Here is a 15,901-nt window from a genome sequence, read left to right as displayed (position 1 = left end):
TGATCCATACAATTTACCGAGAAAAGGGGGAATGTTCCGATGAAGTTGCGCAAAGGATGGAAAGTCTTGAGCACGTCCGCCCTCTTGCTGGCACTGATGGTCACCGGCTGCAACCAATCGGCTGCACCGAATCAGCCAGGCAAAGGGCAGACGGCGGAAGCGGGTGGAGAGGCAGACACAACAGCCAAACTCCGTCTCAATCTGCGGACGGAGCCGCCGTCGCTCGATCCGCCAAAGGGCTTCGACAGCGTCTCCAATGAAGTGCTGAATGCAATCATGGAAGGGCTCGTCCGACTGGACAAGGATCACAAGCCGCAGCCGGCCATGGCGGAGCAGTGGACGATCAGCGATGATGGAAAAACGTACACGTTTACGCTGCGCGACAGTAAGTGGTCAAACGGGGACCCGGTGACAGCTCACGACTTCGAGTACGCATGGAAACGTATCGTCGATCCCCAAAACGCTTTCCCGTCCGCTTTCCTTGCCTATTTTATTGAGGGAGCCGAGAAGTTCAACAAGGGAGAGGGAAGCGCAGACGACGTAAAAGTGAAAGCGCTCGACGACAGGACGTTGGAAGTGAAGCTAACAGCGCCGACCGGCTTTTTCCTCAACATCATCACGCAGCCGACGTTCTTCCCGGTTCACAAAAAGTCGGTGGAAAGCAATCCGAACTTCGCTGCCGAAGCGTCCACACTCATTACCAACGGACCGTTCAAACTGACGGAGTGGGTGCATGACCAGACGGTGAAAGTGGAAAAGAACGAAGGCTACTGGGACAAGGATTCGGTCAAGATTGCCGGCATCGACTGGGTGATGGTAAACGACGAAAATACCCAGTACCAAATGTACAAAACCGGACAGCTTGACATGGTCCAATCTGTGCCCAACGACTTGAAAAAGCGGTTGATCGATTCAGGGGAAGCCAAAGTGATGTCGGAAGCATCCGTCTACTACTACCGGATGAACACGTCCATGCCGCCGTTTACGAACAAGAATATCCGCAAGGCGTTTGCTCTGGCGATTGACCGGAAGGCGTTAATCGAAAACGTCACGCAGGGCAACGAACTCCCTGCTTTGGCTCACGTGCCAACCGGCTTGCTGGAACCGGACGGACGCGACTTTCGTGAAGTGGGAGGGGACTATTTTAAGGACAATGATGTCGAACAGGCAAAAGCGCTGCTGAAAAAAGGCATGGAAGAGGAAGGCTGGACGACCCTGCCGCCCGTTACCATGACCTACAACACCAGTGACGCGCACAAGGCGATAGCCCAAGTGCTGCAGGAGATGTACAAGAAAAACCTCGGTGTTGACGTGAAACTGGAAAACAAGGAATGGAACGTGTTTTTGGCGGAGCAGCGCGCACGCAAGCTTCAGTTCTCCCGTTCCACCATTCCGGCTGACTATGCTGATCCCTACAACTTTCTGGAACTCTATACCACCGATCATCCCGGCAACCGCATCAACTACAGCAATAAGGAATACGACGCACTTGTGCAGAAGATCCGCAGCACGGCTGACGAAACCGAGCGCTTCAAGCTGATGCACGAAGCGGAGAAGATCTTCATGGAGGACATGCCGATTGTGCCCATCTATTTCAGAACGGTGGCGTACATGGAACAGCCGAACGTGAATGGGATCGTTCGCCATGCTGTTGGCACGATTGATTACAAGTGGGCGGTGATTTTAAAGAAATAATACAATGAAGACAAGGGCTGAAGCTGCGCGCCCTTGTCTTCACTTTACAGCATGGAGCGGGTTGTGATGAAGAAAAAAACGGTAACATTTGTCGCCAAAATGGACGAATTTTTGCAGTCTGTGGTCAGCCAATGCCGTGATTTGGGCATCTCCGAGGATTTTCACATCGAAGGCAGGCGCGTGGATCAACTGCCTTACTGGCCGATTGCAGATGGTTCGCTCGTTGTCCTGTCCTCCAAAAGCATCTATCCGCAGGTGGCGGCGTATCTGCCGCCGGGAGCGAAGGTGATCATTGCCAAGCGGATGCTGCCGTATCACAATTTGCGGGAAATGTTGGAAGTGCCCAAAGGGGTAAAGGTGCTGCTTGTGAGCGATACGGAGGAGACGGCGAAGGAGTCGGTCAGGCTGCTGATTGACTCCGGCATGGATTTTGAGCTCTACCCGTACTATCCGGGGGCCGATTATCCGCGCGACATTGAGATTGCCGTCACGCCGGGTGAGGCCGAACACGTGCCGGGCACCATCCGCAAAGTGGTGGACATCGGCTTCCGGCTTATCGACCTGTCCACTTGGCTGGAGATTTACGCCCATTTCGACAGCGATAATTTTCAGCGGGTGACCGCCCGCGCGATGCAGTCGCTGATCGATATCACGAAACAGTTGAGCAACGAGATTCATCACGCCCACCTGCTGCACAAATACCTGGAGGCAATCGTCAACCGAATCGAGGATGCTGTGATTGCCATGGACGAAAAGGATACCATCCGGTTTATCAACCAGAAGGCGGTGGACACCCTTCACCTGCAGGGTGTGCCGATTCAGGGGGAAAAAGCGGTCCATTGTCTGCCGCCAGACTTTTACGAAATGATTCGGCAGTGCGACGAGAACGACGACGTACTGGTGGATTGGGGCGGCCGGACGTATTTTTTCCGCAAAATGCACATCGTCATGGAGGGGCGGTTTTTCGGCAGCCTGCTCTTGTTCCGCAAGGCTGCGGAAATCGAACAGATGGAACACGACTACCGTATGCGCCTGTACAGCAAAGGGCTGGTGGCCAAGTATCACTTTGACGACATCTGTGGAAAAAGCCTCTCTTTTCAACAGGTGCTGCGAATCGCCCGCAAGATTGCCCGCAGCAACTCAACAGTGCTCTTGCTGGGTGAAACGGGAACGGGTAAAGAACTGTTCGCGCAGGCCATTCACAACGCCTCTCCCCGCAGGCGGGAGCCGTTCGTCGGTGTGAATTTTGCCGCCATCTCCGAATCACTGTTGGAGAGTGAGCTGTTCGGCTACGAGGAGGGGGCGTTCACCGGTGCGCGCAAGGGAGGACACATCGGCTGGTTTGAATTGGCCCACAAGGGAACGATTTTTCTCGACGAGATCGGCGATGCCAGCGGTGCGATCCAAAACCGGCTGCTGCGGGTGCTGCAGGAGCGGCAAATCATGCGGGTGGGAGGCAACAAAGTCATCCCGATCGACATTCGCGTCATCGCCGCGACCAACCAGGATTTGCAGCGCATGGTGCGTGAAGGACGCTTCCGCGCTGATTTGTACTATCGGTTAAACATCCTGCCCATCCACCTGCCGCCCCTCAGACAGCGGCCGGAAGACATCCCCTTGTTGGCGGAGGAATTTATTCGCAAATACTGCCAAGAGATGCGCCGCCCACCGTTTACACTTACGCAGGAGGCACTGAAGGCGATGCAGGAGTACGATTGGCCCGGTAACATCCGGGAATTGGAAAACGTGATGGAATACCTGGCCCACGTAGTAGAGGAGGAAGTGTATGCCATCCACCTGCCGTTTATGCAGGAGTCTTTTGCCGTTCCGGCCGATGATGTGCTTGCGGACGAATGCCGGACGCTGTGCGAGGCATACGAACAGCGCGGCTTTTTGGACGATGTCGTCGCGATCCTGCATGTTTTGAAACAGCAGGGGAGCGGGAGGTACGCGTTGGGCGAGCAGCTCAGCCGGCAGGGAATCGAGCTGAGCGGCCAACAAGTGCGGTACCGTTTAAAGCTGCTGCAGCAGGACGGGCTGATACACGTCGGCAAAGGACGGCAGGGCAGCCGCCTGTCCACTAAAGGGGCGGTGTTTCTCGCCTGCTGTGAGAAAAGCCGGGGATAAACGGAGGAGGGAGTAAGATGAGCGGTCACTTCGAATATTGGAAGCAGAAGGCTTTGGCACAGCGCGAAGCCTATTTGGAAACGCTGCAGTCTTTTCTGAGGATTAACAGCATCGAGGATATGTCGACCGCCGGTCCGGGCAAACCGTTCGGCGACGGAGTGGCGCAGGCCCTGAACTTCATGCTGGAGTTGGGGCGATCAGACGGCTTTGCGGTGAAAAACCTGGAGGGTTACGCCGGATACGTGGAACACGGAGAGGGCGAAGAGGAAGTGGGAGTGCTCGTCCACGTCGACGTAGTCACTGTTGGTGAAGGATGGACGACACCGCCGTTCGAGCCGCACATCCGCGACGGTAAAATCTACGCCCGCGGCGCCATCGACAACAAGGGGCCGGCGCTGGCCGCCTTTTTCGCGCTGAGGCTGCTCAAGCAGTCGGGTCTGCCGCTCACCAAACGCGTGCGCCTGATTATCGGCACTGACGAGGAGAGCGGCTGGTTGTGCATGAAGCACTACGCCGAACGGGAGGTGCTTCCGGAGATCGGCTTTTCACCGGACGCATCGTTTCCGATCATCCACGCCGAAAAGGGGCAGATCAATCCGACACTGATGCTGGCTGCACAGCCAGGGGCCGCGGCGGACGAAGGTTGGCAGCTGCTGTCGTTTGCCTCCGGTGATCAAGGCAACAGCGTGCCGGATAAAGCGACTGCCTCGGTGATGGTACCGGCGGGAGCGGAGGCGAAATCAGCCGCGGCTGCTGTGACCGAACGCTGGAACGCGTTTCTCCTTGCCAGTGGTGTGACGGGACGGCTGGAGCCAAGAGCGCCTGACGTGTTGGCGTTTCAACTCGACGGCAAGCCGGCTCACGGCATGGAGCCATTCAATGGAGTCAACGCCGGAACGCTGCTGGCACGTTTTTTGTACGACTACCCGTTTGCCGGTACCGATCGCCTGTTTCTCCGCTTCCTCGCAGAGGTTTTGCACGAAGACCACTACGGTGAACGGCTGAACGTAGCATGTCAGGACGAGGTGAGCGGAGCGCTGACCGTCAACGCAGGCATCCTTCGCTACACCAGGAGCGAGGGAGGGCTTGTCCGGCTGAACATCCGCTATCCCGCCACCTTGGCACCGGAGCCGTACGTGGAGCGGCTGATGGCGCGCATCCAGGAGCTAGGCTGGATGTTGTCAAGCGTGCGCACCTCCAAGTCCCACTACGTGCCAGCGGACCATCCCGTCATCCGGACGCTTTCCCGCGTGTATGAGCAGCATACCGGCGCCCCCGCTCGCCTGCTCGCTTCCGGCGGCGCCACTTATGCCAAGACGCTGAAAGCCGGCGTGGCATTTGGCCCAGTGTTCCCCGGGAAAGAGTCGACGGCCCACCTCGCGGACGAGTATGCGGAGATTGACGATCTGCTTCAGGCGATGGCGATCTACGCCCAGGCGATGTACGAGTTGGCCAAATAGAGAAGGAGGAGCACGCATGTTCCATTACTTGGCAAAGCGCGTCCTGATGATGCTCTTGACGCTGTGGATCATCGTGACGCTGACCTTTTTGCTGATGCATGCGATTCCCGGCGATCCGTTCGCTTCCGATTCGGATCAACTGCCGGAGCAGATCCGCGCTAATCTGCGAGCCAAATACCATTTGGACGAGCCGCTGCCGATTCAATACGTTATTTATCTGAAAAATCTGATGATGTTGGATTTGGGGCCTTCCATCAAATCTGATACACGTGGTGTCAACGATATGATCGCGGACGGATTTGGCGCATCGGCCTTGCTGGGCATGCAGGCGGTCGCGATTGCGCTGGTGTTCGGCATTTTCTTCGGCATTGTTGCCGCACTCAACCGCGGCAATTGGATCGATTACGGGGCGATGGCCCTGGCTGTCCTCGGCGTGGCAATCCCCAGCTTCATCATGGCCCCGCTGCTGATCAACTATTTTGCAATCAAGTGGCCAATCTTTCCCGTCGCCACCTGGGGGACCTGGCTGCATACGGTGCTGCCGTCGCTGGCGCTGGCGTTCGGTCCGTTGGCGATCATTACCCGCTACATGCGCGCCAGCATGATTGAAGTGATGAACCAAAACTACATCCGCACCGCAGAGGCGAAAGGGATTCCCACCTGGGCAGTCGTGGTCAAACACGGAATCCGCAATGCGATCCTGCCGGTAGTTACGTTCCTGGGGCCGCTGATTGCATCGCTGATCACCGGTACGTTCGTCGTGGAAAAAATCTTTGCCATTCCCGGGATTGGCAAATACTTTGTCGACGGCATCTTCAACCGCGATTATCCAGTCATTTTGGGAACGACTGTTTTTTACAGCTCCATTCTGATAGTGACCATCTTTCTGATCGACGTGGCGTACACCCTGATCGACCCGCGGATCAAATTGAGCAACAAGGAGGGATAGGAAGTGGCGATGGAACAAAAAGTCGATCCCCTGTTTCGCCCGCTGGTCAAACGTAAGCAGGCTGACGCAGCATCTGCCCGCCCGAGCCTGAGCAACGCCCAACTGGTGATTCGCAAGCTCGTGAAAAACAAGCTGGCGATGCTGGGCTTCGTCATCATCGTCGCGCTGGTCGCGATGTCGATCATCGGGCCGCATCTCGTCCCGTACAGCTATTCCGACCAAAATCTGTTAATGAAAAACAAGCCGATTTCCGATGAGCACTGGTTCGGGACAGACGATTTGGGCCGGGACATGTTTGCCCGCACCTGGTACGGCGCCCGAATCTCACTGACGATCGGGGTGGTGGCGGCGCTGATCGACCTGATCATTGGCGTGACCGTCGGCGGCATCGCCGGGTACATGGCAGGCAGGGGCAAGCGGGGGGATCGGATTGACAACGTGATCATGCGGTTGATCGAAGTACTGTACGGACTCCCTTACCTTTTGGTCGTCATCCTGCTGATGGTCGTGATGGAGCCGGGCATGTTGACGATCATCATCGCATTGTCTGCGACGGGGTGGGTGGGAATGGCCCGTCTGGTGCGGGGGCAAATCCTGCAGTTGAAAAACCAGGAGTTCATCCTCGCCGCTCAGGTGCTCGGGGCAAATTTTCCCCGCATTTTGTTCAAACATCTGATCCCCAACACGTTTGGCGTGATCATTGTCAACCTGACGTTTACCATCCCGTCGGCGATCTTTGCCGAGTCATTCCTCAGCTTTCTCGGCCTGGGCGTACAGGCACCGGTAGCCAGTTGGGGAACGATGACCAACGACGCGCTTGGGGTCATCCTCACCGGCGACTGGTGGCGGCTCTTTTTCCCGGCACTGATGATCTCGCTGACGATGTTTGCCTTCAACGTGTTTGGCGATGGTCTGCAGGATGCGCTTGATCCGCGTCTGCGCGAGTAAGAAAAAGGGGGGAACTGCGATGGCCGAACAACATTTGCTGACCATCGACAATTTGAAAGTACACTTCAAGACGTATGAAGGGGAAGTACAGGCGGTACGCGGTGTCTCCTTCCATGTGGACAAGGGAGAGACAGTGGCGGTCGTCGGTGAGAGCGGCTGCGGCAAAAGCGTCACGGCCCAGGCGATCATGGGCCTGGTCCCCGCCCCGCACGGCCGGATTGTCGATGGCCGGATCGTCTTTGAAGGAAAAGAGATTACGGCGATGAGCAAAAAAGAGCAGTTGGAGATTCGCGGCGCGCAGATCAGCATGGTCTTTCAGGACCCGATGACGGCGCTCAATCCGACAATGAAAGTGGGAAGACAGATCGCGGAGGGAATCGTCCGGCATCATCGGGTCTCGCGGGAAGAGGCGCATAAGCGGGCGATTGAGCTGCTGCGCATGGTGGGGATCCCCGACCCGGAGAAGCGGGTCGACCACTTTCCACACCAATTCAGCGGCGGGATGCGGCAGCGTGTGGTCATCGCCATCGCCCTGGCATGCCAGCCGAAGCTGGTGATCGCCGACGAACCGACCACCGCATTGGACGTGACGATTCAGGCCCAGATTCTCGATCTGCTAAAGCGGCTGCAGAAGGAACAAAGGTTGTCCGTGCTGATTATCACCCACGACCTGGGTGTGGTGGCGGCAATCGCCCACCGGATGGTGGTCATGTATGCTGGCGTGGTCGTGGAGACCGGCAGCGTGCAGGACGTCTTCTCCCATCCCCGCCATCCCTATACCTGGGGACTAATGCGCTCCCTGCCCCGGCTGGACGGGGAAAAGCAGCGGCTGGTGCCGATCGAGGGGGCGCCGCCTGATCTGCTGCATCCGCCCAAAGGCTGCCCGTTTGCGCCCCGCTGCGAATTTGCCATGGAAATCTGCGACCGGCAGATGCCGGAGCCTGCCGTGTTTGGTGGAAGTCATCAGGCTGCCTGCTGGCTGCATGACCCGCGCGCCCCGCGCATCGAGGAACTGGTCGCGGCCGGGAGGCAGACAGAATGACAGGGCGCTTTCCGGGAGCAAAGATGCTCGGCGGCGCTTTCCATCGAGGAGACTGCGCGGAGGCAAGTGCGGACAGGCCATGGGGCGACCTGCCATCTGTGCGCGGACTAGCGGTAGTGCCAAACGAGCATCGCGACGGAAAAGACAATCAGGGCGGCTCCGCTCCAAAGCAGAAGAGACGTTCCGATTCGGAAGAACGTCTCTTTTTTTTGGGCAAAAACGGTGTCAACCATGTTGTACCAGTCGCTCTCCAGCACGCGAGGACGGCGGAAGAAAAACGTTTTCAACCGTTTAAAGCCGGCGCCAAACACGGTAAAGAATCCAGAGCGGACAACCAAGGAGATACAGCCGAGGACAAGCAGGGAGAGTCCGGCCAGGAAACTCCGGTTAATGATCGTCAGAAGCGCTTCGCCGGCTGGGGACAGACCTGCTGCCAGAGCGGCTGCTGACACAATGATCAGGAAAAGGATGACGACTGCGAGCATTACATTCACGTCCTTTTGCCGGAAGATGAGCAACTCATTTACGATTGAGTTAATTCGCTCATAAAACACGCCGCCCCTTCCGGCAGAGGAGGGATGGATTGTTGTGTCTCGGTACGGTTTGTGCCTCAATACGGTTGCCAGCGCAGACGTCTCGCCTGCTGAAAGCGCTCCTCGACAGCCCGCCAGTTGACGACATTCCACCAGTTGTTGACATACTTGTCCCGTTGATTTTGGTATTGCAGGAAGTAGCTGTGTTCCCAGACGTCCAGCACCAGCAGGGGTACGACGTCCCACTGAGAGAGGTTCTGGTGCTTTTCCGCCTGGAGGATTTCCAGGTGCTGTGCTCGCGGCGACCAGACGAGGATTGCCCAGCCTGGCCCCTCCACTTGTATGGCGGCTTGCGTGAACTGGGCCTTGAAGGCGTCAAACGAGCCGAAGTAGCGCTGGATGTACTCGGCCAGATCGCCTTGCGGTTCACCGCCGCCATCCGGGTGCATGACCTGCCAGAAGATCGTGTGCAGGTAGTGGCCGGCGCCGTTAAAGGCCAGTTCCCGCTCCCAGTGGCGGATCAGGGCAAAGTCGTTTTTAGCTCGCGCCTCCGCCAGCTTCAGTTCGGCCTTGTTCAGGTCTTCCACGTATTTGCGGTGCAGTTTGTCATGGTGGATGCGCATGGTCGTCTCGTCAATGTACGGCTCCAGGGCGTCGTAGGCGTACGGCAGGGGAGGCAGCGTATGGCGTCCGACGGGTACGGGGCGGGCGACGGGAACCGGTTGACGGGATGAGGAAAAGGCTGCTTTCATGGTCTCCGGCTGTTCCTGTTCGTTGTATTGGATCAGGCGGAGGAACTGGTGAAACTGCTTTTGCACCTCTTCCGCCTTGGCAACGAGCGCGGGAACGGCCTCGTGGTGAGAGGATTTCTTTATCTGTGCCGCTTTGCGGCCGATCAGCGTAAACGCTTCGTCAAACTTGTGCAGGTGGCGCTCAAGCTCCCGGCCGAGCTGCATTGATTTTCGCAGGTGCTCAATCCACTGAGTGCCCCACTGGCTCCAGTGGACGAGGTGTTTGATCTGTTCTTCCAACGCGATTCCTCCTTTTCTCGCTTATCTATTTCAGCGTATGAAAAGCGCCCAGGGATGGTGCGGCATGTGCGGAGTACGTGGCACCGGCGGATCGCATATGGTTATACCACGAACGCAAAAAGTGGTATGCTGGGAGATGGACATTACAACAGGGGAGACACACAGATGAGCGACCAACGAGCAATTGCCATTATCGACTCAGGAGTGGGAGGCCTGACGGTAGCGAAAGAAGTAATGCGGCAGCTGCCCGACGAACGGATTCTGTACTTCGGCGACAATGCCCGATGCCCGTACGGCTCCAAGTCGCCGGAAGAGATACGCGCCTGCAGTTTTCAACTGATTGAGTTTGTCACCCGATATCCCGTAAAGGCTCTGGTTGTGGCCTGCAACACCGCGACAGCAGTCGTCCTCAAGGAGGCGCAGCAGCTCCTGCCGCTGCCGGTCATCGGTGTGATTGAGCCGGGAGCGCGAGCGGCGGTGCGGGCCACGAAAAACGGCCGGATTGGTGTGATTGGGACAGAGACGACGATCCGCACCCGCGCGTACGAGCAAGTCCTGCTGCGGCTGCGGCCGGAGACGTATGTGGCTGGGCTCGCCTGTCCAGCGTTTGTTCCGCTGGTGGAACACCATCAGCAGCATACAGCGGAAGCGCGCCAGGTAGTGGCCCGTACGCTGGAGCCATTGATCCGGGAAGAATTGGACACACTGATTCTGGGCTGCACCCATTACCCGCTGCTGGCCCCTGTCATTCAGGACGTGATGGGCCCGTCCGTCACCTTGATCAGTTCTGCGGAAGAAACCGCGCGGGAATTGACCTGGCATGCCTCGATTGCGAGAGCGGACAAAACGTCTGCGGCTCCCGACCATCTGTTCTTCACCAGCGGCGGCGCCGACAATTTCCGCTCCATCGCGGAGGAGTGGCTGGGCCGTCGGGTGAAGGTGGAGCATAGATCGTTGGAGGAGTCGTATCAACCATAAGAAAGAGGCAAGAAAGCGGCGCCAATCATGGCGCCGCTTCAGACTGAAGACAAACGGTTCATTGAGTTAGCGTCCACAAAAAATGATTTCCAGGCCGGAAGGCCTGCCCATTCATCAACCGAAGCGGAAGACAATGGGCATCGCATGGAGGGATGGGCCAAGCGAGCTCCTTTGACGACCGGCTCAGCGGAAAAACGAAGACGCGGGGACCAACAGGGGACACAAGTCTCACTTCCTCGAAATACCCAGATGTTTGTCCCCTGCCCGCGTCTCGTTTTGGAGCGGACTTCATCCGCTTCTTTGCTGGGCGTCAAGCGAGCGAGCGGGGCCGATCTCCCATGCGCCGCGGACTTTGTCTACACGCTGAAGCGGCGCCAATCATGGCGCCGCTTTTCGCTTTGGTTCTGTTTCGGACAATTCAACGCATAAACACAAGCCCTGCTCGTATACATGATAGTACAAAGTGTCTGGAGGAGGCTGGGTAATGATGAAGATACATCGCATCGGCACAATCACCGCCGTGCTTGGGGTCAGCGCACTGCTGCTGTCGGGGTGCGGACTGTTCGGACCGGAAAAGAAAGCCACCAGCATTGATGCACCTCCGCCGCAGTCGGAAGCCGCCCAGAATACACCCAACGGTCTGCCGGCGGCGGAAGGCTCAGCCGATGGGACGGAGGCCGCGGTCACAGAGTCAGTCGACCGCACCGTCTACTTGCTGGATGCCAACGGGTATGTAGTGCCGTTTACGCTGACCCTGCCAAAAACAGAAGGGGTGGCGAAACAGGTGCTGACCTACATGGTCAAAGGCGGGCCGGTGGAAAACATGCTCCCCAACGGCTTTTCCGCGGTGCTTCCTGAAGGGACGGAGGTAAAAGGACTGGTTATCAAGGACGGTTTGGCGACAGTGGACTTTTCCCCGGAGTTCCAAAAGTACGACAGCAAGAACGAAAAGCAGATTCTGGACGCAGTGACCCGGGCACTAACCGAGTTTCCCAACGTCAAAAGGGTGCAGATCTGGGTAAACGGCACGCCGCTTACCGAAATGCCGGTGGGCAGCACACCGATCTCGTCCACCCTGGACCGCAACCTCGGGATCAACCTGGAGCTGGCGGAAGGGGCCGTTCCCGGTCGAACCACGGCGGTTACGGTCTATTTCCAGGGACAATTGGATGACAAGCGCTCCTATTTCGTACCGGTCACCCGGCTGATACCGGAGACGCAGAACGTGGCCAAAGCGGCGGTAGAGGAGCTGATCAAAGGACCGAGTGACAATTCGCCGCTGTTCAGTTCGCTCCTGCGCACCACCCGGGTGCTGGATGTAAAGCAGGAGAATGACCTCGTTACCGTCGATCTGAGCAGCGACATCCTCAGATACGACAGCGGCAGGGAAGCCAATCCGGATGCGCTGGAGTCGCTGGTTCTCTCGCTGACCGAGAGCACAGGGGCCAAACAGGTTCAACTGCTGGTGGAAGGCAAGCCGCTCACCAGCGGAACGTACGATTTCACCAAGCCGGTCGCCCGCCCCGTCCACATCAACACGATGCAGTTTTGACAGCGCGCACGAATCCACGCCCGAATCGGCAGGCGTGGTTTTTTGCTTGCGGCAGTTCTGTCAGTCCGGTTGAGCCGGGGCGGCGCTATCGGCTGCCCGGGAGGCCTGCAAGATCAAGACGCCGAGGATCAGCGAGCAGAGGGTGATCAGCAGCCCGGCGGCAAAACCGAGCAGCCGCGGTTCAAAGACGGTGAGCAGCCATCCGCCGACGAGCATCGAGAGGCCGATGAGCACGCTGGAGATGGTCGATTCGAGAGCGAACACACGGCCGTGGTACGCTTTGTCGAGATGCCGCATCAGGAGCGTGCGCAGACTGGCGTTGCCCATCCCCCCGGCGACGGTGGAGAGGGCGTAGCAGGCAGCCGCCAGGTAAATGGTGGGAGCGAAGCTGGTCAGCACGTGGGCGAAGCCTTCGACGGCGAAACTGCAGGAAGCCATGTGGTAAGGCCGCCGTTTCAGCAGATCGGCCGCAACCCCGCCGACGATGAAACCGAGTCCGATCGCGCCGTAGAGGAGACCGACTCCGCTTTTGCCGGCCGCAAACACCTGGTAGGCGTAGACGCTGATCAGCACGTTGAGAATGCCTCCCCCGACCAGCCACAAGGTCGTCATCAGCAGGGTGTACAGGACCAGGGGAGTTTGGCGGATCAGCGAAAACAGGTCACGGTAGGACGGTTCGTTCGCTTTGCGCTCCTCCTTGTCCGCTTCGCGTCGGACACCGCTTGATCGCGGGGGGAGGGAAATCCGCAGAATCAGCGCCGCGGACAGCACAAAGGAAAGCGAGTTGCAGACGAACGCTGCATCCGTCCCCCAATAGGCGGCAAAGACGCCGCCGACCAGCGATCCGGCCGCCATCACGATCCCGAACACGCTTTCCTCCAGCGCATTGGCCGAGAGGAGCTGATCGCGTTCGACGACGTCCGGGATCAGGGAGATCCTCGCCGGGTTGTACAGCGCGGAGAAGGCGACGAGGGCAAACGTTCCGGCGTAGACGATCCAGACGTCGTCAGCAGAGGAGACGAACAGGAAGCAGAGGGCGATCACCGCCCGCACCAGGTCGCAGGCGATCATGACGGCTTTGCGGTTGAAGCGGTCGGCCAGCAACCCGCCGAGCGGCCCGAACACCAGGTAGGGCAAGGTGCGGAGCGCCAGTGTAATGCCTACGGCCATGGCCGTGCCGGTGATCTCCAACAGCAGGCTCAGGACGGCGACGCTGTTGAACCAATCCCCGACTCCGCTGAGAAAGTTGGCAAGCAGCAGCCTGCGAAAATTGGCTTGACGCAAAAGCAGGGAGGACGTCATAAGAATCACCATTAATTAGTTAATTATCTAATTAGATGTTAGTCAAATTTGTGTGTGTGCGCAAGACCCCTCTTTGCCGGAGTTTCGTTCCCGCCGAACGGATGGATTTTTCTTTGGGCTTTCGGCAGCGGATTTTTCCGCAGCTTCGGAAATGCGTTGCAGGGGGTTGCGGAGTGGCAGAGGGTTTCTTCAGTCTGGTATAATGAGCGGAGTTGACGATAGCAAGCTAGGAGGAAACATGGAATGAGACTTGATGGCCGTGACCGTGACCAATTGCGCCCAGTCAAGATTACGCGCAATTACATCAAACACGCGGAAGGTTCTTGTCTAATCGAAGTAGGAGACACCAAGGTAATTTGTACGGCGACATTGGAGGATCGCGTGCCGCCGTTCATGCGCGGAGGCGGAAAAGGGTGGATTACAGCCGAATACTCCATGCTTCCTCGGGCCACGGAGTCACGCAATCCACGGGAATCGTCCAAAGGCAAAGTGGGCGGACGAACCATGGAAATTCAGCGGCTGATCGGACGTGCGCTGCGCTCGGTCGTTCAGTTGGAAGCGATGGGGGAGCGCACCATCTGGCTGGATTGCGACGTGATCCAGGCCGACGGCGGTACCCGGACGGCAGCAATCACTGGCGCGTTTGTGGCGATGGTGGATGCGATGCAGAAGCTGGTGGAAGCCGGCACCTTGAAGCAGCTGCCGCTGCGCGATTTTCTGGCGGCGACCTCGGTCGGTATCATCGACGGCGAACCGATGCTCGACCTCAATTACAAGGAAGATTCGACGGCGACGGTGGACATGAACATCGTCATGACCGGTCAGGGCAAATTTGTCGAACTGCAGGGCACGGGCGAAGAAGCGCCGTTTACCGGCGAACAGCTTCATGAACTGCTTGACCTGGCAAAAAAAGGCATCGACGGCCTGATTGCCGCGCAGAAGGAAGCGTTGGCCGACGTACCGCTGAGGTTTGCAGACGACAACGAAAACGATCAGGAAACGGTGGCGGAGAAGAGTCATGTCTGAGCGAAAAAAAGTGGTGCTGGCAACGCGAAACAAGGGAAAGGTAAAGGAATTCAACAGCCTGTTTGCCGAATTGGGCTGGGAAGGCATCAGCCTGGACGCGTTTGAAGGCGTGCCGGAAGTGGTGGAGGACGGCGATACGTTTGAAGCCAACGCCTTGAAAAAAGCGACGACCATTGCTACATACCTGAACATGCCGGCTGTGGGCGACGACTCCGGCCTGGAGGTGGACGCTCTGGGGGGACGTCCCGGCGTCTATTCCGCCCGCTACGCCGGTGAACACGCCAGCGATGAGCAAAATTGGCGAAAGCTGCTGGATGAACTGCGCGGCGTGCCGGCACAGCAGCGGACGGCACGTTTCCGCTGCGTGCTCGTCCTGGCGGAACCGGGCAAAGAGCCTGTGGTGGCCCAAGGCACATGTGAGGGCGTCATCGCCGAAGCCCCAGAGGGCACCAACGGGTTCGGATACGACCCGGTTTTTTACCTGCCGGACAAGGGCGTGACCATGGCGCAGTTGCCGCCGGAAGAGAAAAACCGCATCAGCCACCGGGCCATGGCGATGGGCAATCTGCTGGCGGCAATCAAGCGGCAGGGTTAGCGGCTTGCGGCAGACTACAGGCAGAAGGGAGTGCGGTACAGTGGGCATCCTGATCCTCAGCGACACGCACGGCTTGGTACGCGAAGTGAAAGAGACGGTGGAACGCCACGCGGCGGAGAAGGTCTTTCACTGCGGCGATTTTTGCGTCGACCGGAAGCGGGACCCCTTCGCCGACATGATTTTGGTCAGGGGCAACTGCGATGTGGACAGGGACGTTCCCGAGGAACAGCTTACCGAGTGGAAGGACCTGAAAATCCTGCAGACACACGGCCACCTGTTCGGGGTGAAAAGCTCGCTGATGCGGCTGCACTACCGGGCGGAGGAGACGGGGGCCAACGTCGTGCTGTTCGGCCATTCCCACGTTCCGGTCTGCGGCGTCGAACGGGGCATCCTGTTTCTCAACCCGGGTAGTCTGCAGCTCCCCCGCAGCTTTGACGTTCCCACCTACGCATACCTGGAACAGCTTGAGACGAGAAAGCGGGAAGTGCGCGTCCAGGTTACCTATTTCGACCACCACGGCAATCCGGTGGAGCGGCTGGGGGGGAAGTTTTCCCTGCGCCGCTGACTTCTTGAAAAATGGTGAATATGTGCTATACTTAAATGGTTATAATGGCTAGAATTGCATCGCTCGTACCGACTGCATGCTGCGGGCGGTGTTCTGTG

Annotated in this window: 14 protein-coding genes; 11 read left to right on the top strand and 3 right to left on the bottom strand. The window is 58.1% G+C overall.

The features are described from left to right. Positions 1 to 39 precede the first annotated feature (39 nt). The 6 genes from KDN35_RS14430 to KDN35_RS14405 all read left to right on the top strand — a co-directional run bounded on the left by KDN35_RS14430 (position 40) and on the right by KDN35_RS14405 (position 8,221). Positions 40 to 1,695 carry a peptide ABC transporter substrate-binding protein gene (locus KDN35_RS14430; RefSeq protein WP_171566375.1) on the top strand — a complete coding sequence of 552 codons (1,656 nt, stop codon included), beginning with the start codon at positions 40 to 42 and terminating at the stop codon, positions 1,693 to 1,695. A 66-nt stretch (positions 1,696 to 1,761) separates the two neighbouring features. Continuing rightward, a complete protein-coding gene (locus KDN35_RS14425; protein WP_171566374.1) occupies positions 1,762 to 3,822 on the top strand; it encodes a sigma-54 interaction domain-containing protein in 2,061 nt (686 codons plus the stop codon). A 17-nt stretch (positions 3,823 to 3,839) separates the two neighbouring features. Next, complete coding sequence (gene pepV / locus KDN35_RS14420; RefSeq protein WP_171566373.1) at positions 3,840 to 5,282, top strand: dipeptidase PepV; 1,443 nt, start codon at positions 3,840 to 3,842, stop codon at positions 5,280 to 5,282. A 16-nt stretch (positions 5,283 to 5,298) separates the two neighbouring features. Then, on the top strand, positions 5,299 to 6,231 hold the full coding sequence (locus tag KDN35_RS14415) for an ABC transporter permease (RefSeq protein WP_171566372.1): 933 nt from the start codon (positions 5,299 to 5,301) through the stop codon (positions 6,229 to 6,231). Between the two features lie 9 nt (positions 6,232 to 6,240). After that, entirely contained in the window at positions 6,241 to 7,179 is a 939-nt protein-coding gene (locus KDN35_RS14410) for an ABC transporter permease (RefSeq protein ID WP_171566451.1), read from the top strand. Positions 7,180 to 7,198: 19 nt separating this feature from the next. After that, complete coding sequence (locus KDN35_RS14405) at positions 7,199 to 8,221, top strand: ABC transporter ATP-binding protein (protein ID WP_212133057.1); 1,023 nt, start codon at positions 7,199 to 7,201, stop codon at positions 8,219 to 8,221. 107 nt (positions 8,222 to 8,328) lie between these two features. On the opposite strand, the gene KDN35_RS14400 is transcribed toward KDN35_RS14405, so the two are convergent. Next, positions 8,329 to 8,706 (bottom strand): DUF3899 domain-containing protein, encoded by a 378-nt coding sequence (locus KDN35_RS14400; protein ID WP_212133075.1) that lies wholly within the window; start codon positions 8,704 to 8,706, stop codon positions 8,329 to 8,331. A 125-nt stretch (positions 8,707 to 8,831) separates the two neighbouring features. After that, positions 8,832 to 9,785, bottom strand: coding sequence for a superoxide dismutase (locus KDN35_RS14395; RefSeq protein ID WP_171566369.1), 954 nt, complete (start codon positions 9,783 to 9,785; stop codon positions 8,832 to 8,834). Between the two features lie 165 nt (positions 9,786 to 9,950). On the opposite strand from KDN35_RS14395, the gene racE reads away from it, so the two are divergent. Both racE and KDN35_RS14385 read left to right on the top strand, forming a co-directional pair. Continuing rightward, positions 9,951 to 10,763, top strand: a complete 813-nt coding sequence (gene racE / locus KDN35_RS14390) for a glutamate racemase (protein WP_212133056.1) — start codon at positions 9,951 to 9,953, stop codon at positions 10,761 to 10,763. Positions 10,764 to 11,250: 487 nt separating this feature from the next. Then, positions 11,251 to 12,315 (top strand): GerMN domain-containing protein, encoded by a 1,065-nt coding sequence (locus tag KDN35_RS14385; RefSeq protein WP_212133074.1) that lies wholly within the window; start codon positions 11,251 to 11,253, stop codon positions 12,313 to 12,315. 60 nt (positions 12,316 to 12,375) lie between these two features. On the opposite strand, the gene KDN35_RS14380 is transcribed toward KDN35_RS14385, so the two are convergent. Beyond that, positions 12,376 to 13,629 carry an MFS transporter gene (locus KDN35_RS14380; protein WP_249179119.1) on the bottom strand — a complete coding sequence of 418 codons (1,254 nt, stop codon included), beginning with the start codon at positions 13,627 to 13,629 and terminating at the stop codon, positions 12,376 to 12,378. Positions 13,630 to 13,860: 231 nt separating this feature from the next. Here KDN35_RS14380 and rph point away from each other — a divergent pair, with 231 nt between their 5' ends. The 3 genes from rph to KDN35_RS14365 are packed head-to-tail and all read left to right on the top strand — an operon-like array spanning position 13,861 to position 15,803. After that, complete coding sequence (gene rph / locus KDN35_RS14375) at positions 13,861 to 14,643, top strand: ribonuclease PH (RefSeq protein ID WP_171566366.1); 783 nt, start codon at positions 13,861 to 13,863, stop codon at positions 14,641 to 14,643. After that, positions 14,636 to 15,238, top strand: coding sequence for an XTP/dITP diphosphatase (locus KDN35_RS14370; RefSeq protein ID WP_171566365.1), 603 nt, complete (start codon positions 14,636 to 14,638; stop codon positions 15,236 to 15,238). The genes rph and KDN35_RS14370 overlap by 8 nt, the downstream gene beginning before the upstream one ends. Before the next feature lie 40 nt (positions 15,239 to 15,278). Then, a complete protein-coding gene (locus tag KDN35_RS14365) occupies positions 15,279 to 15,803 on the top strand; it encodes a metallophosphoesterase family protein (protein ID WP_171566364.1) in 525 nt (174 codons plus the stop codon). Positions 15,804 to 15,901: the final 98 nt, after the last annotated feature.

This window comes from Brevibacillus sp. NL20B1 (assembly GCF_018195675.1).
Lineage (GTDB): Bacteria > Bacillota > Bacilli > Brevibacillales > Brevibacillaceae > Brevibacillus > Brevibacillus aydinogluensis.
This window is presented reverse-complemented; position numbering and strand designations above follow the sequence as displayed.